Here is a 23,260-nt window from a genome sequence, read left to right as displayed (position 1 = left end):
TCCCCCTCTTAGCTTCAGCGGCTATTCAACACTTCTGCGATATGCATCACTTTAACTGGCTTATGAAGACGATTCAGCCTTCCTCCGATATTGAGCAGACAGCCACAGTCAGCACCAATGATATATTCAGCGCCTGTCTCCTCTATGCTTTGTACTTTTTCATCGACCATCTGCTCAGAAATGGGTGTCATTTTGATTGAAAAAGTTCCTCCAAATCCGCAGCAATTTTCAGCGCGAGGCAATGGTTCCATCACCAAATCTTTGACATTTGACAACAGTGTGAAAGGCGCTTCCTTAATTCTAAGCAGTCTCGTCATATGGCAGGAGGTATGATAGGTGGCTTTTCCTTTCAGACTCGCACCTACATCTGTTACATGTAATATATCAACAATAAATTCCGTTAATTCATATGTTTTCGCAGCAAGTGCCTGAGCACGGGCGAACCACGCTCGGTCTTCTTTAAAAAGGTGCGGATATTCTAAAAACATGGCCTTACAAGAACCTGATGGTGTGACGACATATTCAGCTGATTCAAAGGCTTTCATCATATTTTTGGCCGCTTTGATTGTTTCTTTTGTATAACCGCTGTTAAAGGCGGGCTGCCCACAACACACTTGTGCTTCAGGGAATTCCACTTCAACACCAAGCCGCTCTAGTACCTCAACAGTCGCCTTTCCTACATGTGGCTGCATCGTGTCAATGATACAGGTGACAAATAAACTGACTCTCATCGGCGAACTTCCTTTCTTTTACTGCACCTTGATTTATGTCTGGTCATCTGATGACTAAATAATGGCCCTTCATTTCATTTTAATCCCAAATTTCTGAAATTTCAACGAACGGATTTGTCTAAAATTTGGACATCATGCTTGTGTGATACATGAAAAAACGCCCTTTTTACAGGGCGTTTGAGAACATTCATGTTTTTATTTCTTCATACTACCGAAGGAAGTGTCGTCTTTCACACAAACCGCCTTCACTTCATGATTTTCTTTATGTGATGAATTCGTTTTTCAAAAGAAGGATGACTTTCACGCCATTCAGATTTTCTTTCGTCATCTCCATCTTCTTCAATCAAATGACTTAATTTTATCAAAGTATTGAGATATAGAGTTTGATTCTCAAGATGGTGAACAGCAAAGCGATCCGCCTGAATCTCAAATAACCGACTCATTTTCTTTGGCAACCACTCCGTCATAAATATTATGATTAATACCCCTACTGGGAACAACAAAATATATTGCCACCAACCATTGGCAAGCATCACCTGTCTGGCATAATACATACTGATTCCCATAAGTAAAGTGACAATCACAGTGAGGTAAATGGTGAAATGCGCATGTTTTAATTTTACATGTCCCATTTCGTGGAATAAGATCGCACGAATTTCCTCTGTATCAAACTTATCTAATAACCCTTCCGTCACATATAGATTGACTTTTCTTCTAAATGGAAGTTGAAATGAATATATCCAGGCATTCACATCATGTTGTGAGTCTTTTTTTACCCATATTTTTACCTTTTGGTTCGTTTGATGCTCAATATCTTTGCAAATATTTATGAATTCGTCCGTCCGTAAGACTTCATACTTATTTATCATTTTTTGAATGAATGAGTAACCCATAATAAATAAGATGACTAGGGCGAAATACCAAGCACAAAATAGAATAAGATGATCCATAACCTTCGCTTGAAACGCCAAAGGCATGACTAAATAAGAGCCGAAATATATCAAGGATAATGTGATAGCACCAAATAAAACGGCTTGCTCCCTAACGTTCAGGAAGAATGAATTTCCTAAAGTGTCTTCATTTTCTCCTAATACATCAGAAGAATCTTTTGTCACATACTCAAATGAATAAGCTGTCAATAAGACTGACAGGAAACTAGGCAATAGTATAGAGAGAATCATACTCAACACATAAGATCCTGTAACTGATAGCACGTATCCCATTAAGAAATAATAATTTAATCCCAAGGGAAGAAAAATGGCTAGAACAAAGGGAATGAATAATGTGAATAGGTTTTTCATCGATTCATGAAGGTTAAAAAGGAAAAATAACAAAGCGGGCAAAAGAATTCCCATTAAAGTCATGAATGTAACAAATGTGGTGCTATGCTTAAAGTTTGTGTTGATCTTAGTTGTTTCTGTTAGATTCGTTAGATTGTATGTAGAAAAGAAGGGATTTTGCGTTACCTGTTCCATCATGATCGTATCATCATGGATAGGTACAAAGCCTTTTCTTAGAAAAACCAATGCCTTATCATTCATTATTTTGTCTGTTTCAATCTTACTGATTCCATTCGCAGATGGGATCTGTGTGAGATTTATGTACTTTCCACTTAATTGAAAGGATGCTTCTGATGGGCCATTGAAAGAACCGTCTTGATAGGTTAATAAAACGTCACCCTGATATAGCGAATGAGCGACGAATACTTTTGGATTGCTTTCTTTGTTCGAATCAAGTAAAACAAATGGTGAAACAACGGCTGAACGAAAACCGAGTTCAATCATAATGACGATGATTGTGATCATACTGGCAGTCAAATAAGAGAGGAAGGCTTTGCGTAACATGTCATCACATCCTGCTGTTTAATAGGATTAAAACAAAATGAATATCTTGAATAATGTATTTCATAATAAAGTAAGCGTCATTCATTTGCTGGAATCATCTCATAAAATTCTAACATCTACATACAAGAATATGTACGACAAAATGGACATTACACCTATATTTTCAAAATAACGGATCAACAAGGATAGAAAAAGCGCCCTTTTTACAGGGCGTTGTTAATTGTTTAGTTTGACATCATTTCTCGTATTCTATCTTCAATATGTGTTAAAGAGCGGCCTAATAGTTTTTCGAAATCATGGCTTTCGACTGCTAATGCCCCATCGCGAATTCCGCTTTGCATCGCTTTGACAAATGGAACAGCTTCTTTCGGTACACCATTTGACGCTAAAAATTCTCCAAATGTATCTACATCCATGTGCTCTACTTTGATTTCTTTCCCGCTCACTTTGCTGACCATTTGTGCAAGTTCAGTGTGTGTGCGAAGCGGTCCTGACAATTCATAGATTTCCTGATCATGTGTCGGCAGTGTTAACGCATTTGCTGCTGCTTCTGCATAGTCATTTCTTGTTGCCCAGCCGACTTTACCTTCACCAATTGGGCTGATAAACGGCGCTCCGTTCACTGATGCCAGAATCGTATCTTTTTCATTTTCCACATACCAATTGTTTCTTAGAAAAACATGAGGTATGCCAGAGGCCAAAATTGCTTCTTCTGTTTTTGCATGGTCATGTGCTAGGTTAAGCTGACTTTCTCTTGCATTGACAACACTTGTATAAGCAATAAATGACACATTCGCTGCTTTCGCTGCTTGGATGGCATTGATATGCTGCTTCACGCGATCTCCATCCCCAGACGAAATGATCAAAAGGCGATCAATCCCTTGAAACGCTGATTGAAGTGTATCCGGCTGTGTGAAGTCTCCCTTGCGCACATCCACCCCAGCTTCCTTTAGATGAACTGCTTTTTGCGGATCTCGAACACTGACCGCCAATTGTTCAGCTGGTACTTTTGCGAGCAAATGTTTGACGACGAGCGATCCAAGTTGTCCTGTTGCACCTGTCACTAATAATGTCATTGATTTGACCTCCTCATTTTTCGTTCAACGGTGATGTTTCATGTATGAAGCAGCTGGTTTCTTGCATCAGATCATTCGTTATAATCGAAATGGTTACAACGAAGGGGTAAAAAAAGCTCTATGTATGAGCTTTTTCTACTCCGCCTCGATTAATAATTGCTTAATTGTCACTTGTTTAAGGTGATGCTCAAGTGCGGACTGTGCTTCTTTAAGTTCTTGCCGCAGTCTCGTATCCATGGCTTGACCAATTGGACATGCAATGACTGGTTGATGAAAGTTAAATAACTCTTCATCTTCGCTTACATCCACAGCCCGGTACACATCTAGTAGAGTAATGTCCTCTGCCGGCCTTTTTAAAGAAGCACCGCCAACTCCTCGGCGAATCTCAATGAGATCCGCCTTTTTGAGCATAGCCATCATTTTTCTGATAATGACTGGATTTGAATTAACACTTTCTGCAATAAAATCCCCTGTGCACTCTTTTGAAACACCCGCAATAAAAGACAAGATATGAACAGCAATGGTATATCTGCTGCTAATTTGTTTCACATTCCTTCACCACCGTTGTAATCAATATAGTTACAATAAGCGGTTTTGTCAATCAATAAACGGATGTTTCTTTCTTTCCCAATCTTCAAATGTCATCATCTCATGATGTTCTCCTGCATCGATTTCAAGCGGTGCAATGCATTCAAGCAAATTGCCATCTGGGTCAAGAAAGTAAATCGCGGCATGAAATTGTGGCGGATTATCAAGTACTAAAGGCTGTTGCTCTTCCGAAAAGCCAAACATCGGATGTATGCTGATCCCTTTTTCTATCAGCCATTCTTTGATCTGCTCAATGCTGGATGTTTCTATTTGGAACGCAACATGTCGAGTGGCTGGATGATATGGAATAGTGGATATATCAGCCTTCCATAAGCCAAGCCAGCTCTTTCCTTTCTCAATCCATAGAAAAGCCACTCGTTCATTTTCATGAGCAAGTGTTAATTCCAATTTTTCATAAAAAGAAATGGATGCCTTCAAATCACTCACAGGTAAATGTGCTTCATACAAGCCTTTCATCATCATTTCAATCACTCCTTTACTATCTTCTATTGTGCAGGAATTGAAAACATTCTTCCTCAGCAAAACGATGTATTTCAACCAAGCCATTGGATTGAGATGGTTAAATGTTTGATCCATTGCATATGGGGGAAGGTGTTCAAATAAAAGAAAGGAGCGTTCAATATGCCTTGGACAATGGAAGATTATCCAGCTTCATTCCAATCACTAGACAAAGTCATTCGAAAAAAAGCACTTGAGATTTCCAACAAAATGGTGCAGGAAGGCTATGAAGAAGGTAGAGCGATTCCAATTGCGATCAATCAAGCGAAAGAGTGGAAAAAGAATGCGACGGAAAAAGAAATGGAGGACTTTCACTCTCATGGTTCTGTGACTCCTTCTAAGAAAAGCAGCTCTGCACGACCTGAGCTCATGGATCATGCGCAGCATGTCGTGAAACATGATGAAAGCTGGGCGGTTCAAACTGAAAAAGCGAAGCGTGCAAGTGAGGTAAAAGAAACGAAACAGGAAGCCATCGACCGCGCGAAAGAGATTTCATCTAAAAAAGGAACAGCAGTTGTCATCCACCGAACAGATGGGACGATTCAGGATGTGGTGAAGCCCAAATAAGACCGCCCTTTGGCGAGCGGTCTTTTCTTTATGCATTCTTTTCTTTTTTAGCGGGTGCTTTTCTTTTCTTAGGTGCTGCTTTTTTCGTTTTTTCTGGTTTTGATCGATCGATAGAAGCCTGCAAAGCGGCCATCAAATCAGTGACATTGGATGAAGCCTCTTTTTTACCTGTCGTTGCTGGTTGAACGGTATGTTCTCCAGAAATTTTGTCTCCAATGACATTCATCAGCTGCTCTCTGTATTCATCCCGATAAGCGGCTGGATCGAATGTGGTGGTCAGCTGCTCAATTAAAAGGAGTGCTGTATCTAACTCTTTCTTCACGATGTTTTCCTCTTGCGGGATATTGGGGACGTCTGATACTTGCCTAATTTCGTCAGGGAAATGAATGGTTTCCATTAGTAAAATATGTTCGTAGCACCTAACAATCGCTAATTGCTCCTTTGAGCGAATCATGATCTTGGCTACACCGATTTTCCCTGATTCTTGCAACGCTTTTCTTAATAATGAATAAGCCTTTGCTCCGCCGGTATCTGGAGATAGAAAATAACTTCTTTCATAATAGATGGGGTCGATTTCTTCTATCTTCACAAAATCAATAATTTCGACGGCTTTTTCTTCATTTTCTTTTCTCAGCCTTTCGAGTTCTTCCTCATCCAATTCAATGAATTTATTTTTGGCATACTCGTACGCTTTTACAATTTGCTCTGGCGCTACCTCCTCGCCGCAGTTAGCACAAACCTTTTTGTAGTTAATCGGCGTATGGCATTCTTTATGAAGCTGTCTTAATTTAATATCTTTGTTTTCTGTAGCGGTAAACAGCTTGACTGGAATATTCACCAGTCCAAAGCTAATGCCGCCCTTCCATACTGTATGCATCGTAACGCCTCCGTTCTTTTCTCCTTACTATGTAATGTTTTCATCAGAGTTATGTATGTTTATGAAAATTTCATCCCACCATAAGAACACATGATGTAAGGAAGTGAAAAACACAATGAAACCGATGCGTTTAACGTCTGCACATGGTATTCCTGTTGGAGCAGACTGGCTGTATGAATTAAAATATGACGGCTTCAGGGCCATTCTTATTTGGGAAAAAGACGCCATCCATTTAGAGAGCAGAGCGGGAAAACGATTAAACAAACAATTTCCTGAAGTCATTGAGCAGTGCCAGCAACTAACAAAGCAGCTTGCACCTTTTTTACCGCTGACCCTAGATGGAGAATTGGTCTTTTTACTGAGTGAACAAGAAAGCGACTTTACTAAAGTTCAGCAAAGAGGCCGCCTGAAAAACACAGAAACCATTCAACGCCAGGCTAAGCGGTTTCCATGTCATTTGATTGCATTTGATCTATTGAGATGCAAAGGGAAATCCCTCGTTGATTTACCGCTGATTGAAAGAAAAGCTGAGCTGCATGAGGTGTTCCAAGCTGCAAATCTTCCTCCCTCCGTTCAGCTGAATCACCCCTCTCTTCTTCAAATCATCCAAACCGATAGCAGCCCTGATGACATGAAAAAAATCATGCTGACCTATTTAGCGGAAGGATTAGTTGCTAAAAAGAAAATGAGTAAATGGCAGGAGCATACCCGCTCGAAAGAATGGCTCAAAATCAAAAATTGGCGGTATGTATCTGTCATCGTGACTCGTTTTGATAAAGACAATGGCTATTTTCAAGGATGTCTTTATCAAGAAACGAATCTCTTAGAGGTTGTCCAATTTAAGCATGGTTTTTCTAAAGAAGAAGAACAAACCCTGCGCACCTTATTTCTAACCAAAGGTCAAATGACTGGAGCATCACATTATGAAATCCCACCATCCATTGTCGCAAAGATTGCCTGTATCTCTTTTGATGGATCAGCCTTACGAGAGCCCCGGTTTTCTTCGTTTTTATTCGATGCAGATCCAGCAACGTGTACCTTTCAACACATGCTCAAACAGCTTTATCCGCTCCCAGCTTTGATTGACGTCACCCACCCAGAGAAACCGGTTGTACCTGCCCTTCATATCACAAAGGCAGATTACTTACTTTATTTGAGGCAAGCCGCTCCCTATTTATTGCCCTTTTTACGTGAAAGACGTCTTACGTTAATACGCTTTCCTCATGGCACTGGTGGAGAATCTTTTTATCAAAAGGCAACGCCCGATTATGCGCCTGATTTTGTTGAGACAGATCAAGCGCACGATATGTCTTACACAATCTGTAATGATCCTAATACGTTGCTTTGGCTTGGTAACCAGCTGGCGATGGAATTTCATATTCCTTTTGAAACGAGAGATACAGATCGGCCTGTAGAAATTGTATTTGATTTAGATCCGCCTTCTGTTAAAGAGTTTCACCTAGCAATAGAAGCAGCCAAACGAATCAAGGCCATTTTAGATGGACTCTTTCTCACCGCATTTATTAAAACAAGTGGTGGGAAAGGGCTACAAGTTTATATCCCATTGAAGAAAAATGCCTTTACATATGAACAAACTAGACAATTCACTGCGTTCATCTGCCAATTTTTATGCGAACAAGCACCCGAGCTGTTTACGCTAGAGCGTCTAAAGAAAAACCGCGGCAACCGTTTATATTTAGACTACCTTCAACATGATGCTGGAAAAACAATCATCGCCCCGTATTCCCCGAGAGGAAACGAGCTCGGACTTGTTGCAACACCGATTGAATGGGAAGAATTAAATAGCGAAGACTGTCACCCTTCTTTATTTACGATGCCGGCTGTTATGAAACGTCTAAAGGAAAAAGGCGATCCATTCCGGAAAATGAGGCACCATGTGAATGATGATTCTTTTCGACAAGTTTTATATCAGCTGCAGGACATGTTACCAGCTCATAAAATGGACATACGCGGTCATTAAGCGTTACACTTATTCATTAGATAGGAAGAAAGGGATGACTATTTTGACCGCACACTCAATACGAAACATTGCCCTGATGTTCTTATGTCTTACCGCAGGAATAGTGGATGTTATTGGCTATTTAAGCCTGGGGCATGTGTTTACAGCAAATATGACGGGAAATATTGTACTGCTTGGCATTGCAGCAGGCAGTTCATTGCAGTTAACCGCTCTTCATTCCATCACGGCACTTAGCGGATTTGTTCTAGGTGTTTTACTAGCCGTTGTCATAGGTGGAAAACAAGAAAAAACATTTTGGCCAAAAGCCGTTACACGCATCTTTATCATAGAAGTCATCATCTTGCTTCTATTTGCTCTTATGACCATTTTCCCTTATACGCAAGGTGCTTATTTTATGCTGATTATCCTTTTAAGTATGGCGATGGGCATGCAAACGGCGGCCGCACGCAAATTAAATGTCGCTGGCATTTCTACAACAGTTTTAACGAGTACACTTGCTAACTTATTTGAAGATTTGGCGCAGCGCTTATCAAATCGGGAAAAAAGAAAAGCCCCTATTCAACATGTGAGCTTGCTGCGAATCGGTTCTATTGTCTTTTACTGCCTAGGAGCTGCTTTAGCAGCATACACAGATGCGTACGATCCGTTTATCATCATTTGGCTGCCTATTTGCATCCTAGGGGTTATCGTGATCACAGCTACATTTAAGCACTTTCACCAATTGAAATAGCCAATCTTAGATGGCTATTTCAACCACTGTGATAAAACATTAATAACTTCTTACATAAAAACCAGGAGGACGCCCCATAATGAATGTGGAGCCATATGGAGAATATCCAGAAAACGTCCCGAACCCTCCATATCCAGGGTAACCTCCTAAGCCCGAGAATACGCCAGGGCTCACATAATACCCGCCAAAGCCAATATGAGGGGCCACTGCACCTCCGCTAAAACCGCCGCCATGAAAGCCTCCATATACCCGAGGATCCATACAATCACCTGCCTTCAACTTACACTTCATCTCATCATATGCGTGACAAATGGAGCGGTGTTCCCACTTTTGTAACAATTTCTATGTACTATAGACCAATTTGATGAAATTTGAATGAAAAGTCCTGCAAAAAATTAAATTAAGCAAAGAAAGGTGACCTTTTTAACTTGTTGCTCTGCCCTATATTTATTTAGAATAATGGAGCAGGTAACAAATTTGCACACCCCCTTTGTTGCGAATTCTTCTTATTAAACGTTCTTGCAGCGTTTAATAAGAAGAGCCTATTTTCACCCATATAAAAAACCCTTGCTGATGATCATCAACAAGGGCGAGATATGATTGGGTGATTAACCACCAATGATTTTTTCTGCTACTTCGAAAGAACCCGCTACATTTTCAGTTAAAACAGCCGCAGCGACCGCTAAACCCACAACGAATAATACTTTTAATCCTGTTTTCATCTTATATCAACCCCATTCTTTTCATATGTAAATCCGCTTCTAAACTTTTATTCAAGTAAAAAACAGACTGCTCATAAAGTGCTTGCTTTTCACAATACTTTGCAGCAAAGTGAGAAAGCTCTTTCACTTCATGATATTCATTCTTTTCTTCTAACTTTCTTAATTTCTCATTAATTTGCTGAAATCTTTGTGGCACATTCGTTAAGTAAAGATCATGTACGATGCCTATTTTGAGCTGAAACACTTCATGAGAAGCTTCTTTCATTCGGGCATATGCAGCATCTATATACTGACTTGCACGCTGCTTTTCACCAATCACACAGAGTTCCCGGCTGATCAGATACGTAGAATGGAAAAAGAAATCTGAATCATAATACTCTTGATGAGACAATGCTTTTTCAAGATGTCGTATAGATTCTTTCGGTTTATTCCAAAATGAATATAAAATGGCGACATTATGATGGTGCTGAGCCAGCATAAAATCATCCTGTTCGCTCGTCAACACCTCTTCCGCCAAACGATAATTCTCAAGCGCTTCTTCGTACCTGCCAATCTCTGTAAGGTTGGCTGCAATAAGAGAATATGAAAGTGCAGTTCTTCTTTCATAGTGCTTGTGACGTTTATAGACGTGTAGAGCCCTGCGAATATAACTTAATGAAAGCATGATATGACTCAGGCGATAGTAAAGCCACGCGACCTTAAAATCGAAATCAGCGCGTTCGATTTCACTTGGAATTTTATCTAAGAGCTTTTCCGCACTTTGATACATCTGTAATGCAACCTCATAATTCCCCTGATGCTGTTCATACACACCCTCATAAAAATCAAAATAGTAAGCAAGGCGATTAGACAAATCATCATCTTTTTTCCCATAATGGCCTTCTTTACTTTTCGTTGAAACATTGCCTTTTTGCCCTCTTAAATTGTACATCAGAATATGATGCCTTTTCTCAAGAAGAGAATAATACATGAGGATGTCAGCATCATCAATTTCCTCTACTGCTTGTTTCGCTTTAGCAAATAGCCGTTCTGCCTCATCTGCATGATCTTTTTTGATTTCCATGTTCCAGTCATTTAATAGTGATGCCAATTCCGCCACAGGAACTTTGCTCATTCTACACCCCCAATCACCTTCAGCTACACCACATGATTTCACTAAATATGGAACTTCTATTAGCAATTGCTAATTCGTCCATTTGACATCATTTTAATATGAATCACTTGAATCTTCAATAACCGATTCCTTTGTTATTGCGTTTCTTTCTCCTAGTCAATGATGCATACACTAAAAAATCCGTCTTTTTTCTATTAAAGGACACGGTTGAATTGAAAAAAAGCCCTTATTGGGCTTTTTGGATTTATTCCAATCTGATAATGGTTAATGCCGCTCCAACAGATCCCCCGCCAAGTAATACTACGGTTGCGACTAAACCGAATATTTGAAGAGAAATTTGATTCCCTGCTGCAAGTGTTGTAATGAGAGATACATTGTAGGTAGATGTAGATAAAGCAGGTGTTAAAATAGACCCTGCTATGGGGGTTCCGTTGTTAATTACTCTTGTTCCTGCCAGAAGTGCAGCGTTTGTATTTACTTGATACGTGATGAAATATCGTCCTGAAACAGGTACAGTAAACACCGTATTACCACCACTTACGGTAAATCCATCTAAACTTTGGTTATTAGGCAGCGTCACTGCCGTTCCGCCCAAAACAACCAGCACCGTACTTCCCGACGTATTGGATGCGTACATCGAGTTAGTTGTTAAACTAGTACCGGTTGGACCTGTGTCACCTGTGGCTCCGGTTGGACCAGTTACTCCTGTTGGACCTGTGGCACCAGTTGTGCCCGTTGCACCGGTTGAACCCGTGGCTCCAGTCGGGCCGGTTATTCCTGTTGAACCCGTGGCTCCCGTTGGGCCAGTTACTCCCGTTGGGCCAGTTACTCCCGTTGGACCCGTCGATCCCGTTGAGCCCGTGGCTCCCGTTAAACCCGTCGATCCCGTTGAGCCCGTGGCTCCCGTTGGACCGGTTATTCCTGTTGAACCCGTGGCTCCCGTTGGGCCAGTTACTCCCGTTGAGCCCGTGGCTCCCGTTGGACCAGTTATTCCTGTTGAACCCGTGGCTCCCGTTGGACCAGTGACTCCGGTTGAACCCGTGGCTCCCGTTGGACCAGTGACTCCGGTTGAACCCGTGGCTCCCGTTGGGCCAGTTACTCCCGTTGAACCCGTGGCTCCCGTTGGACCCGTGACTCCGGTTGAACCCGTGGCTCCCGTTGGGCCGGTTACTCCCGTTGGACCCGTGACTCCGGTTGAACCCGTGGCTCCCGTTGGACCAGTTATTCCTGTTGAACCCGTGGCTCCCGTTGGGCCGGTTACTCCCGTTGGACCCGTGACTCCGGTTGAACCCGTGGCTCCCGTTGGGCCAGTTACTCCCGTTGAACCCGTGGCTCCGGTTGAACCCGTGGCTCCCGTTGGGCCGGTTACTCCCGTTGGACCAGTGACTCCGGTTGAACCCGTGGCTCCCGTTGGACCAGTTATTCCTGTTGAACCCGTGGCTCCCGTTGGGCCGGTTACTCCCGTTGGACCCGTGACTCCGGTTGAACCCGTGGCTCCCGTTGGGCCAGTTACTCCGGTTGAACCCGTGGCTCCGGTTGAGCCGGTTACCCCCGTTGGACCAGTTACTCCGGATGAACCCGTGGCTCCCGTTGGGCCAGTTGCACCGGTTGGACCGGTTACTCCGGTTGAACCCGTGGCTCCCGTTGGACCAGTTACTCCAGTTGAACCCGTGGCTCCCGTTGGGCCAGTTACTCCCGTTGAGCCCGTTGCACCGGTTGGACCAGTTACTCCGGATGAACCCGTGGCTCCCGTTGGGCCAGTTACTCCGGATGAACCCGTGGCCCCGGTTGGACCAGTTATTCCTCCACACATATTAAGTTGGGCGCACATGTCTCTCACTACTTTCAAACTGTGGAATCATCAAGACATACACACTAATACTGATAATTGAGAGAAAACGAAACGACAATACTTCCAGTCGAGGTTCCACCAGTAGCTAAAATCCCAATTGAGTTCAGATCACTGAGCGTAATGGATCGACTCTCTCCTGGCGGTACCGTGAAATCAGGAACAGCTGTACCGTTTACCTCTAAAGCCACGGTAGGTGCCACAGCCACAATCCCATTGTTTTCCACCATGATGGTTCCGTTTATGACATAAGGTGTTCCATCTGTCCAGACGACAACTGCATCAGCTGCTGCTGCTAAATCAAGTGTGAAGCATACTGCATCATTTACAAAGCCCGCTTGTTCATTACTACATCCGCCTAAAATAGCCATTTTAACCCTCCTTCAACCTAATCTTGATAGACTATGATCCATTGATATTGGATGATTGTGCGATTATCACAGCTTCAAAGCTTTATTTTTCTTCTTTGCACCATGTTGATTTGCATGTCTAATCGTGCTTGCACACTTTCAGTTGATGGAGATTTCAAGATAAATTTCACATCTTTCACAGTAATCGCACGACTTTCTCCTTTTTGGACAAGAAGATCATAACAAAATGTACCAGTTTGAATCCTAATTGCGACTGGTACATCCTGATGATCTTGATGATGCAACACAACAGTTGCCGTATTGAGAAATTTTGTTCCATTCCGCCATACTTCCACCGAACTGGACGATGTGGAAAAACAAAGAAAGATGTGGTGAGATTCTATGTTTTTTAAAATAAGCGCATCATATACAGGAAGCTCTACTTCAATCATTCCACATAAAAAAGAAAGATCGACAAGAATTTTCGAACTAGATCGATACAAAACTTTTTGACAGCATGTTGATCTATTGCAGCACGGTACAAGAAGTTCCAACAGCACACAATTTTGCTTTTCATTGATAGAGCTCAAAGAAAAATAGCAAGTCTTAAACACACTTCTTTCAAAAAACACCCATGAGTAAAAAGGTTCCCCATCTTCCATGGTGAGCAAAAAGGGAGAACTCATCGAACGTTTGTGAGTAAAGCCTTCTAATTTTGTTTGATTGTTTATCTCTTTTAGTTTACTCATCAACAGGTTTGTCACTTACAATCAGCCCAATTCCATGCTGTATACATAACTATATGGTCTTTTATCATATGTGCCTTTGACTATTTTGTGCGCGATTGGATTAGATGATGAGCATAGCTTTTCATTTTTCAAGTTTCTCTATATAATATGAACAAGAACTTCCGTGCCTCAGTAGCTCTAGAAGGGAAGAGCGCCGTAAAACAATTGTAGCTGGCGGGTCGCAAGGCAAGGGTTTCAGAAGCACCGAAAAGCAAATGAGCTGAGACAGGTGAAACTCCTGTCGGTGAAATTCCGTAGGGAAGCGTGTTGCCCCCTAGCCTATGCTTACGAAAGGAGTGCGGGTTCGAATCCCGTCTGAGGCTTGATGAATATGGAGGATGAAAACAATGCAGGTTTTTGAAGAATATGTAAGCAACATCGGTCATCCAGAGCTGAAACAGCGCATGCAAGACATCTTACAATGGATTTCAGACACATTCCCTCAATTAGAGCCCAGAATTGCTTGGAATCAGCCCATGTTCACAGATCATGGCACATTTATTATCGGATTTAGCGTCGCAAAACACCACATTTCTGTCGCACCAGAAGGAAAAGGGATTGATCACTTTTCAGCAGATATTGTACAAGCTGGTTATGACCATGGAAAAAAGATGTTTCGGATGAAGGAAAGCTTACCGATTGACTATCCTCTACTTAAAAAAATCATTGAATTTAACATTGAAGACAAAGCAGATTGTTCCACATTTTGGCGAAAATAATAAACACCCCGATCTGATTTCATAACAGATTGGGGTGTTTTTTCGTGGACTTACATTTTATTTGGTTCTCTCTCCTGCCCATTTCTGCTCCACCCATTCAAAGCACGACAGAAGCAGGCTAACGCCCTTTTGGAATAGCGGCAAATAAACAACCGTTACCGCCGTTAAACAAGCGATCACAGCACCTGCCAGCACATCAAATGGATAATGAACACCTACCCAAATCCTTGAAAATCCTACAGCGCAGGCAATGAAAAGCCAATAAATACGACGCTTGTGAAAAAGCCATAAGACTATACAAATGGAAAAAATAAAAATGGTGTGATCACTCGGAAAAGAGTTGTTCACTTCCTTTTCGATTAAAAGATTAACATGATTCAATTCTGCAAAGGGCTGCTGATTGGAATAAAAGAGCCCAGCGACTTTCCCTAACATCTCTGCCAAGATAAAGGTCAACCCAGCAGATATCATCATCCATCTGTTTCTTCTGCTCCGATTTTGAAACCACATGATCAAAAATATGATCGCAATGAACATCACTGAATATTCAGCCAATCCAATAAGAACTGGATTTAAGACATCGTGATTCATACTAAGTTGATTAATCGACCGAAATACCCGTTCATTAAACTCCTGCATCTCATTTCATTCCTTTTGCTTCGTTTAGGAAAAGGATAAATGAAAAAAGAAGACCGTGACATCGATCGAGCGAACAAAATAAAGGGATCATCTCACATTTTTGTTACTTCGTTGTCATTCGGATACCAAGAAACAAAGCACTATTTAGAATGATACTGCTCCCATTCTTTTTTCAGCAAAGCATATTGATAGGTGTTTTCATATTTGAGGGTGCCATCCTCATTTGTAGTAAATGAAACAAACTCAAGAAAGAAGCCTTCTTTCCTCATGCCTAAACGTTCGCATAATGTTTGAGATCGATCATTGTCATCCTCTACATATGCATATAAACGCCTTGCTCCTTGATTGACAAAAAGATATGACAAGAGCGCTTCAGCACTTTCACGGGCATATCCCTTTCCTTCATATGACGCATGAAAATTCCAGCCAATCGAATACGTATCCGGCTCATCTTTTAGATAAAACAGTTCACCGATAATCAACTGACTTTCTTTTAAACAAACCGCCATATAAGAGTGATCTGCTTTTCTTTTTTGCACCTTAGCTACCGCTTCTTCTAATGTAGAGATTTGATCATCCAGAAAACAATTCACTCTTGGTTGAGACAAGTATGCAAGCATTCCGGGTGCATCTTCATCACGAAATGGTCTAAGAATTAACCGATTTGTTTCTATTTTATCCATAAGACTCTCCTTACTACTTTTTCTTTATCTTTCACTATTTTAGATGTCATGGACTGTTTTTGCCAATTTGATCGTATGAACGTATCCATTTTTTTAAACATAATGTCATCAAAACTGATATAATAGAACATAAGTTTGCATTTTATTGAAAAGGGATGACTTGAAATGATCAAAACGGTAGAAGGCAATATCTTAGACGCAGAAGAAGACATCATCTGTCACCAAGTGAATTGTAAGGGTGTCATGGGAGCAGGGTTAGCAAAGCAGATCAAAAGCAAATATCCAAATGTGTATAAAGACTATAAACGGTTATGTGCAGAACAAGGAGATGATTTATTAAGCTCCGTTCAGCTCATCACAACGAGCGACGGAAAAACCATTGCCAACTTATTCGCCCAAGTTGGATACGGAAGAAAAACAAAACAAACAGATGACGACGCATTACGCAGCTGCTTTGAACATCTAAAACAGACAGTGACAAATCTAAATGAAGAGCATCCCCTTCATTCTATCGCCATTCCTTATGGGATCGGCTGCGGCTTGGCAGGCGGCGATTGGACGATTGTTCGAGAGATGATGGAAGAGGTTCTTGGCGATTGTGAAGTGACGGTTTATCGGTTTAAATAGGTGAAATGAGAAATTCTAGAGTGAATAAGAGCACCCTTTCTGCTTGGAATGAGTGCTCTTATTATGTTCTCTAGTCTGTATTTCTTTAATATTCTCAAAACGATTTTTACTCCAAAGTAGAAAGGTACTTTTCTAAATGTTTTTTACCCGAATTGCTTTTAGGTATAATGCCTAGATGATTATATTTCCAAATAGTTTTTCTTTCATGAGGGTTTGTATTCGAAAGGTCATCATAATTAAACTCTATATTTAAATATCCTGTTTCATCAATTATCATTGTAAAATTTGTCCAAGGTGCTTGACCACTTTGTTCAAACACTCTCCCAAGTTCTTGGATGTAGTCGACTAATTGATGCCACCTTTCTTTGTATTCATGTTCACTCACTTCAAACAATTCAGTTATCTCATGACTATATACCGGCTTACTATCATTTTCTTCAGGTAAAAAATAAAAGTAAGCAGTCTGTGAACCTTCAACTACCTCACCATATAAATAGACCTTTTTCCACTTGACCGGTATGGTTTCCACTACAACATCAACTATCAGCTTATATACATATTCTAGTTCTTCTTTCATTACTTTTTACCTCCATACACATTATCAAATCGTCTGATTTCCCATTCATCATCACCGATTTTATACTTAATATCAAAAGTTTCAGGACGTAGAGAATCAGCCTTATAGTTAGGAGTTATTTTCACTTTAACTTCATCACCATTTTGAAGAGCATCAGCCCAAGTGTTCTCAAGTTTTTTCCATTCACCTTTGTTTAAATTTCCATTCATTGGAACAAGATTATCAATATCGCCTGACCCTTTGAAAATTGACGCAATTAAATGTCCACCATCATCATCCAGTAATCTGTCCGGCTTTCCTGAATTAGATTGAGCATATTGGTTTCTTTTGACCTCTCCATATTTTAAATTATTTGCTTCGACTTTGACAATGCGGCCATAGTGATCTGTTGTGTAGGTGTAACCTTGCTTTGTTGAATAAACGACATTCGGTTTTAATACCTTTTTGCGTTTCCATCGCACATAGTGCTCTCCGTAACTGACAACGGTCGGTGGTGATTTAGGTGCTGGTAATCTTCTGCCTGTCTGAGAGATACCGTATCCTGAGTTGTTGTCTAGACGCTTTGCCATGGAGAGAAGTTTATTTTTGAGATTTTCTCCGTCAAATACATTGTACGGGAGCTTCGGTCCACCAGCCATTTGAAACTTTGGTGAGTATGGCAATAGATTCGGAATAGAGACTCTATCTAATGATTTTGCTCCTTGTTCAAGGCCTTTCTTCACTGTTGTTTTGGCCGCTGTTGTCCCTGTTTTTGTGATGGCTCCTGCCCCTTTAGAACCAAAGACAATTTCTGCAAGAGAACCAGTCGCATAGGCGAACCAGTGTGACCGAGAATATGCATCACCATAATAAAAAGTCTTCCCATTGATGACATAATACTTCGTGGATAATCCTGATAAAACAATTAAATATACAATGTTAAAAGCCATCCTGATTATCTTTTAGATGATCATAATCATGCATTACATCCTATAGCTAATACAAACTAAAACATCCCTAAAGAGTGTTTTTTAAAAAAATAAAAAGGATACACTTTAGCACCCTTTAAACTTAAAAGTTATTCAGATTAAAATGAATTTCCATATAGATAGAAGAAACGTTTAGTCTTCTTGAAAGAATTTGTCTAAATTTTTTTAATTTCTTTCCTTTAACATTTTTAAGAGATCGTCACTAAGTTGGATATCAATATCTTCTGTATCACTATCTTCATCATCATCTTCAACAACAAATAACCCTTCAATGAACTCGGTAAAAGTATCAGCAATCAGAAATAGGTCTTGTTCACCATCTCTTAGTTCATGATCCCAGAAATATATTTTCCCTTGATTTATTTCACTAACATCTAAACAAATTAGGTCTCCACCATCTGCATCTGCGATAGGAATTATTTGTTCTGGTAATTGCTCTTTATATGTTTTTATGGCTTCTCGTATATCATAATCATTCTGCTCCAACCCATAAAACAATTCGACTGGCACTGATTCACCAACTAGCCACACTGGTTTTTCTTTTAAATAGGTATATACATTGTCCTCAATCCAACATTCTCCGTATTCATTAATAAAACTTTTATAATCAGGAGAAATGTGATAAGCATTTTCTTCTTCCATTTTATTCATTTCGTTTAACGAGTTGTTTGTTTTAGTTGATCTAATATCAATAGTGTATTGATCAAGTTTGTCTTTAATCCGTTTAAAGCTCATTTTAATAGCCTCCTCTTAAGTCTGATGCTGCACCAATATGTGGCACATTTTTATGTAAGTCAGTCAAAACAGTCCGTCTACTTTTTCCTTAATAATATGCCTATTATAATAAAAAACCCTCCTTTAATTGGAGGGCGGTAAGTTAGTTGTTACTTTTATCCTTTGTTTTTAATATATTGATCCAGAAACTCTCTAACTGACTTTCTTTTTGGATGTATCCCTAAATTTTCGTATGCCCATATTGCTCTTCTTTGAGATCCGTTAATTTCTTGATTCAATACATTTTCATAATTTAAATCTAAAGAGAATTTTCCATTCGCATCTAACTTCATAGTTAAATTTGTCCATTTTTCAGGATTAATTAATTCATGCGCTTGTTGTAGCTCTTCAAATAAATCATGTAATTTTATTAAATACTCGTTATAGATTGATTCACTTACATTATGATCTTCAGGTATATTATGTGAGTAACGATATTCATTTTCACCCATTAATTTATAATAAAAATTAATCTCTGCAGAATCATCAAGTATCTCTGCATATAAACAAACTTCTTCCCATTCTTTTGGTATCATTTCATCAATAGTTTGTGCAATTTCTCCGTAAAGAGTATCTAGTTTCTCCAATTCCATTTTTATCCACCTTTTTGATTTTTAATAATTGTTCTTTTAAAATCACCATCTGCTATTGAATATTTAACAATGAAACGATCTGGTCTCATTGAATCATTTTTATAAACAGGTTCGATATTAACTGATACAGTCTCAGGCGGCTTTTTCCTCAAGGCTGCCAACCATTCCTGCTCCATGTTGTACCATTTTCCACCACTTCGATTAATCTGTGAATTCATCGGAAGTAGGTTATCAATATCGCCTGATCCTTTAAAAATAGACGCGATCAAGTGTCCGCCATCATCATCAGGTAATCGATCTGGCTTACAGGTGGCGATTGGACGGTTGTTCGAGAGATGATAGAAGAGGTCCTTGGTGAGTGTGAAGTGACGGTTTATCGGTTTAAAATGAGAAATTCTGATGAAAACAAATATTACAAAAACCCTCCTTCATTTATTTGGAGGGTCATTTACTATTTGTTATTTTCTTCTTTATTTTTCAAATAATTTAGCACAGCTTCTTTATCTTCCTCATCTTCAGGTAGAAATCCGAACGTTTCGTATTCCCAAACGGCTATTCTTTGTACATTGTCAATACCTAAAGAATAAACATCTTCGTATCCAAAATCAGTTGAGAATTTACCCGATTTCTCCAACTCGAGAGTAGCTGTTGTCCAAGCACCTAGACCATTTTTTATATATTCCTTCTTCAACTCTTCAAGAATTTCACTGAGCTCGACAAATAAATGTTTATATGTAGAGTTACTTACACTATATCGTTTTGGAATATCGTGCCCATAGACTCTTACTTCATTATTAGGTTCAGTAAAATAAAAGGTAATTCCTGCTGAATCATCCAATATTTCTGCATACATCCAAACTTTATCCCAATCACATGGAATCATTTCATTAATTGCTTCTGCTATTTTTTTATAATTCAATTCTAATCCTTCCATTATCTTTAGCCTCCAGGTTGATTCTTAATTTTTTCAAGATAGGATCGTTTTCCAATGTTATATTCGATGACGAAACTATCTGGTCTTAAGGAATCATCTTTATAGATAGGTTCAATGCTAACTTCTACATGTTTAGGTGGATCAGCCCTCAATGCCTTCAACCATCTTTGCTCCATCTCATACCATTTCCCACCACTTCGATTAATTTGTGAACTCATTGGTACAAGATTATCAATATCTCCAGACCCTTTAAAAATAGAGGCAATTAAATGACCTCCATCATCTTTTAATAATCGATCCGGCTTACCTGAATTGGATTGAGCATATTGGTTTCTTTTGACCTCTCCATATTTTAAATTATTTGCTTCGACTTTGACAATGCGGCCATAGTGATCTGTTGTGTAGGTGTAACCTTGCTTTGTTGAATAAACGACATTCGGTTTTAATACCTTTTTGCGTTTCCATCGCACATAGTGCTCTCCGTAACTGACAACGGTCGGTGGTGATTTGGGTGCTGGTAATCTTCTGCCTGTCTGAGAGATACCGTATCCTGAGTTGTTGTCTAAACGCTTTGCCATGGAGAGGAGTTTATTTTTGAGATTTTCTCCGTCAAATACATTGTACGGGAGCTTCGGTCCACCAGCCATTTGAAACTTTGGTGAATATGGCAATAGACCAGGAATAGAGACTCTATCTATTGATTTTGCTCCTTTAGAACCAAAGACAATTTCTGCAAGAGAACCAGTCGCATAGGCGAACCAGTGTGACCGTGAATACGCGTCACCATTTATGACTTCTTTTTGGAATGAGTCTGAAATCGATTTTCCAATCGCTTTCGATGTTTCAATTGGATGTGAAACAGCCGTTACGACTGGTTCCACAGCCCCACCAGGATCAGTGACTAGATCATAGATTCCGGTCACTGTATCTTTTGCCACATCATATAGACCCACTGCAGCACCTTTTACACTATCAATGAACACCTCCGATGCTTCTTCCTGTGCTTTGATTTGGAGAAGCTGGCTGTAATACATTTTTTGAGCATATGTGAGATTCTCATAACCGATCTCATCTACAATCTCAAAGTATTTCGCTTCTGATAGACACGAAGGATCATTGAGCTTTTCTTTCAATTCTTTGATTCTTCGTTTTTCTTTTTCTTCTTTTTTCACCTTTAAATAGGCTTTCACTTGAGCATCAATCTGATCATGGTTCTTGTACACGTCTGTCTCATGAAATGCTTTTGCATCATAATACATTGGCTGCGCATTCTTTTCTTTTCCAGTAGCAGCCATCATCTTTGCATAAAAAGTGTTGAGGTGGTTCTCAACCGCTTCTGACTTTGCGTATTCCGTTTTCAAATCATTGTCTATTTCATGTAAAACTTCAATGGTCTCTTTTCTTTTTTTGTTCGCATCGTCAAAAATAGTGGAAAGTGCCTCTTTTTGTTCTTTGACCATATCTTTATTGTTCTGAATCCCTTGTTTCAATTGAGTGTCTAAAAAGTGCTCATCAATAAAAGTACTCCCGCCTAATGATTCATCATCAAGCTTTCCTTTCACCCCATCTAAAAAAGCTTTCTGCATATCGATAAAATCAAGATATGTGTCTGTGTACAGCGCAAGATCCTCATAAAAAGATTTGATATTGTCTGCACCTTTTCCAGTAAATTCATCACCTAAGCCCGACACACTTTTTAATGCTTTTTTCACAAGTTTCATTTCTTCTTGAAGCTCATGATAAGCCTTTGATCTCTGTTCTACAGCTGATAGTAAAGATGGAGCATCTAATATTTTCATATAAAAAGGAATCCTTTTATGGCATATTCTTTTACTAGAATACCATAAGGAGTCTGACACTTTAATCCACTTTATCGTTTTTTAACCAATTTTGAAGAATTTGAACATACTCATTGAATGAGATGCTGTTATCAATAGGAATTAATAAGGAATCCTAACAAGGTGAAGGGCTTCACTCTTCTCTTATCTATCTCCATATACAAAGCTATATTCTGTAACTAAATCATCTCCCCAACTATCGCTAAAACTTATTGAAGCTGGGCCAACACTAATGGAAATACCATTTATTGTTGCATAAGTGTGATGATATTTTGTGATAATATTTGCAGGATCTCCTTTTTTAGACGTTGGAACGAGTACATCTCTATCCATTGTTATAAATTGAGTATCTCCATAGCCAGGTGAAAGACTAACTCCATGACCATAATTTTTGTATGAGTCTGTATCAGCTGATAGTTGTTTATCTTCTGTTACATGTGTGAGGCCACCTTTACCGTCAGCAACGGCCTTTTGTTGCTGCCAATCCCCCTCAAAAGCACCTGATAATGGGACTGCAGATGTATCCCAAGCTACTGCAAACGCATCTTTTTTATGGTTAACAGGCTTTTTAAACCATTCGGCATAAGAATGATATTGATATTTATAATTAGTTCCAGATGTACCTTTATAAAAAACTTGTTGAGAAATAAGCAGTTTGCTATTTGTTGCCGGATCGGTTGGCGGTAAAGATGATAAGGTATGTATTTTATCAGATTCTCCTAAATCACCATTATCTTTCAACCCTACATCTTCGTATGAAATACTTTTTCCTGTGAGCTTTTTATACTTCTTTATGTCCTTTAATTTTGTTTTTGCAATCCGCTTTTCATTCTCAGAATTATATTCAATTCTTTCTCCATCTAGTGAATTATAATATGTAGTAGACTTGACAACTTCAAGTTTGACTGAATGTTCTTGGCTTGTATTATCTTTAGTTTCCTTACTTTTTGCACTTGAAATACCCCCAAACATTGTCAATGAGAATACGAAAGCTAGTAAAATGAGTATGAACCTGATTTTCATCCCAAACACCTCCGCCCACACACTACCATATAAAGAAAAAACCGTAAATATCGGGACTGACCCCCGTTTTTGAGACAGGGATCAAAACACCTTTATGAAACAGCCAATTGCCGATAGTTTATCGGTGATTGGTTGTTTAGTTTCGTTTG

The 23,260-nt window shown here is 39.7% G+C and carries 24 protein-coding genes and 2 pseudogenes; 5 read left to right on the top strand and 21 right to left on the bottom strand.

Features of this window, described 5'->3' with window-relative positions; all coding sequences use genetic code 11:
* Positions 1-14 precede the first annotated feature (14 nt).
* From ACTJKA_RS14335 to ACTJKA_RS14315, 5 genes are all read right to left on the bottom strand, one after another.
* On the bottom strand, positions 15-731 hold the full coding sequence (locus ACTJKA_RS14335; RefSeq protein ID WP_048002255.1) for a (Fe-S)-binding protein: 717 nt from the start codon (positions 729-731) through the stop codon (positions 15-17).
* 245 nt (positions 732-976) lie between these two features.
* Positions 977-2,536 (bottom strand): M48 family metalloprotease, encoded by a 1,560-nt coding sequence (locus ACTJKA_RS14330; RefSeq protein ID WP_440607812.1) that lies wholly within the window; start codon positions 2,534-2,536, stop codon positions 977-979.
* Between the two features lie 263 nt (positions 2,537-2,799).
* Positions 2,800-3,651 carry an SDR family oxidoreductase gene (locus ACTJKA_RS14325; protein WP_440607811.1) on the bottom strand — a complete coding sequence of 284 codons (852 nt, stop codon included), beginning with the start codon at positions 3,649-3,651 and terminating at the stop codon, positions 2,800-2,802.
* A 135-nt stretch (positions 3,652-3,786) separates the two neighbouring features.
* Positions 3,787-4,200: an Rrf2 family transcriptional regulator gene (locus tag ACTJKA_RS14320; protein ID WP_035700902.1), complete on the bottom strand. Its 414-nt coding sequence runs from the start codon at positions 4,198-4,200 to the stop codon at positions 3,787-3,789.
* A gap of 48 nt (positions 4,201-4,248) precedes the next feature.
* Complete coding sequence (locus ACTJKA_RS14315) at positions 4,249-4,722, bottom strand: VOC family protein (protein WP_051626170.1); 474 nt, start codon at positions 4,720-4,722, stop codon at positions 4,249-4,251.
* A gap of 159 nt (positions 4,723-4,881) precedes the next feature.
* Here ACTJKA_RS14315 and ACTJKA_RS14310 point away from each other — a divergent pair, with 159 nt between their 5' ends.
* A complete protein-coding gene (locus tag ACTJKA_RS14310) occupies positions 4,882-5,325 on the top strand; it encodes a DUF2188 domain-containing protein (RefSeq protein WP_098680466.1) in 444 nt (147 codons plus the stop codon).
* A 28-nt stretch (positions 5,326-5,353) separates the two neighbouring features.
* Here ACTJKA_RS14310 and ku read toward each other — a convergent pair whose 3' ends face one another.
* On the bottom strand, positions 5,354-6,202 hold the full coding sequence (gene ku, locus ACTJKA_RS14305) for a non-homologous end joining protein Ku (RefSeq protein WP_007499384.1): 849 nt from the start codon (positions 6,200-6,202) through the stop codon (positions 5,354-5,356).
* A gap of 115 nt (positions 6,203-6,317) precedes the next feature.
* On the opposite strand from ku, the gene ACTJKA_RS14300 reads away from it, so the two are divergent.
* Positions 6,318-8,183 (top strand): DNA ligase D, encoded by a 1,866-nt coding sequence (locus tag ACTJKA_RS14300; protein WP_440607810.1) that lies wholly within the window; start codon positions 6,318-6,320, stop codon positions 8,181-8,183.
* Positions 8,184-8,217: 34 nt separating this feature from the next.
* A complete protein-coding gene (locus tag ACTJKA_RS14295; RefSeq protein WP_008343947.1) occupies positions 8,218-8,913 on the top strand; it encodes a YoaK family protein in 696 nt (231 codons plus the stop codon).
* 39 nt (positions 8,914-8,952) lie between these two features.
* On the opposite strand, the gene ACTJKA_RS14290 is transcribed toward ACTJKA_RS14295, so the two are convergent.
* From ACTJKA_RS14290 to ACTJKA_RS14270, 5 genes are all read right to left on the bottom strand, one after another.
* Complete coding sequence (locus ACTJKA_RS14290; protein WP_440607809.1) at positions 8,953-9,174, bottom strand: hypothetical protein; 222 nt, start codon at positions 9,172-9,174, stop codon at positions 8,953-8,955.
* 462 nt (positions 9,175-9,636) lie between these two features.
* Complete coding sequence (locus tag ACTJKA_RS14285; protein ID WP_035391960.1) at positions 9,637-10,749, bottom strand: tetratricopeptide repeat protein; 1,113 nt, start codon at positions 10,747-10,749, stop codon at positions 9,637-9,639.
* A 244-nt stretch (positions 10,750-10,993) separates the two neighbouring features.
* Positions 10,994-12,580, bottom strand: coding sequence for a BclA C-terminal domain-containing protein (locus ACTJKA_RS14280; RefSeq protein WP_440607808.1), 1,587 nt, complete (start codon positions 12,578-12,580; stop codon positions 10,994-10,996).
* Between the two features lie 44 nt (positions 12,581-12,624).
* The gene (locus tag ACTJKA_RS14275; protein WP_008343952.1) at positions 12,625-12,969 is read right to left on the bottom strand and encodes a DUF3992 domain-containing protein; all 345 of its coding nucleotides are present in this window, start codon (positions 12,967-12,969) and stop codon (positions 12,625-12,627) included.
* 74 nt (positions 12,970-13,043) lie between these two features.
* Positions 13,044-13,697, bottom strand: coding sequence for a CotZ-related putative spore coat protein (locus ACTJKA_RS14270; RefSeq protein ID WP_017367305.1), 654 nt, complete (start codon positions 13,695-13,697; stop codon positions 13,044-13,046).
* Positions 13,698-14,083: 386 nt separating this feature from the next.
* On the opposite strand from ACTJKA_RS14270, the gene ACTJKA_RS14265 reads away from it, so the two are divergent.
* Positions 14,084-14,455, top strand: a complete 372-nt coding sequence (locus tag ACTJKA_RS14265; protein WP_008343954.1) for an iron chaperone — start codon at positions 14,084-14,086, stop codon at positions 14,453-14,455.
* A 57-nt stretch (positions 14,456-14,512) separates the two neighbouring features.
* Here ACTJKA_RS14265 and ACTJKA_RS14260 read toward each other — a convergent pair whose 3' ends face one another.
* Entirely contained in the window at positions 14,513-15,094 is a 582-nt protein-coding gene (locus ACTJKA_RS14260) for an undecaprenyl-diphosphatase (protein WP_008343955.1), read from the bottom strand.
* Between the two features lie 140 nt (positions 15,095-15,234).
* Positions 15,235-15,777, bottom strand: a complete 543-nt coding sequence (locus ACTJKA_RS14255) for a GNAT family N-acetyltransferase (RefSeq protein ID WP_017367304.1) — start codon at positions 15,775-15,777, stop codon at positions 15,235-15,237.
* 165 nt (positions 15,778-15,942) lie between these two features.
* Here ACTJKA_RS14255 and ACTJKA_RS14250 point away from each other — a divergent pair, with 165 nt between their 5' ends.
* The gene (locus ACTJKA_RS14250) at positions 15,943-16,404 is read left to right on the top strand and encodes a macro domain-containing protein (protein WP_017367303.1); all 462 of its coding nucleotides are present in this window, start codon (positions 15,943-15,945) and stop codon (positions 16,402-16,404) included.
* A 106-nt stretch (positions 16,405-16,510) separates the two neighbouring features.
* Here the strand turns inward: ACTJKA_RS14250 and ACTJKA_RS14245 are convergent, their stop codons facing one another.
* The 8 genes and pseudogenes from ACTJKA_RS14245 to ACTJKA_RS14210 form a co-directional block, all read right to left on the bottom strand.
* Entirely contained in the window at positions 16,511-16,981 is a 471-nt protein-coding gene (locus tag ACTJKA_RS14245; protein ID WP_268359916.1) for an antitoxin YezG family protein, read from the bottom strand.
* Positions 16,981-17,826 (bottom strand): annotated as a pseudogene (locus tag ACTJKA_RS14240) (DNA/RNA non-specific endonuclease); the annotation flags it as partial. The gene ACTJKA_RS14245 and the pseudogene ACTJKA_RS14240, both read right to left, overlap by 1 nt.
* 288 nt (positions 17,827-18,114) lie before the next feature.
* The gene (locus ACTJKA_RS14235; RefSeq protein ID WP_265154765.1) at positions 18,115-18,684 is read right to left on the bottom strand and encodes an SMI1/KNR4 family protein; all 570 of its coding nucleotides are present in this window, start codon (positions 18,682-18,684) and stop codon (positions 18,115-18,117) included.
* A gap of 155 nt (positions 18,685-18,839) precedes the next feature.
* Entirely contained in the window at positions 18,840-19,316 is a 477-nt protein-coding gene (locus ACTJKA_RS14230) for an immunity protein YezG family protein (RefSeq protein ID WP_171465996.1), read from the bottom strand.
* Between the two features lie 2 nt (positions 19,317-19,318).
* A pseudogene (locus ACTJKA_RS14225) lies at positions 19,319-19,621 on the bottom strand (DNA/RNA non-specific endonuclease); the annotation flags it as partial.
* Positions 19,622-19,767: 146 nt separating this feature from the next.
* Entirely contained in the window at positions 19,768-20,250 is a 483-nt protein-coding gene (locus ACTJKA_RS14220; protein ID WP_268382712.1) for an immunity protein YezG family protein, read from the bottom strand.
* A 5-nt stretch (positions 20,251-20,255) separates the two neighbouring features.
* Positions 20,256-22,049, bottom strand: coding sequence for a DNA/RNA non-specific endonuclease (locus ACTJKA_RS14215; protein WP_345912305.1), 1,794 nt, complete (start codon positions 22,047-22,049; stop codon positions 20,256-20,258).
* 183 nt (positions 22,050-22,232) lie between these two features.
* Positions 22,233-23,111: a hypothetical protein gene (locus ACTJKA_RS14210; protein WP_268359920.1), complete on the bottom strand. Its 879-nt coding sequence runs from the start codon at positions 23,109-23,111 to the stop codon at positions 22,233-22,235.
* Between the last annotated feature and the right edge of the window lie 149 nt (positions 23,112-23,260).

Origin of the sequence: Bacillus sp. 22190 (genome assembly GCF_052045575.1) — a bacterium.
GTDB lineage: Bacteria > Bacillota > Bacilli > Bacillales > Bacillaceae > Bacillus > Bacillus altitudinis.
This window is presented reverse-complemented; position numbering and strand designations above follow the sequence as displayed.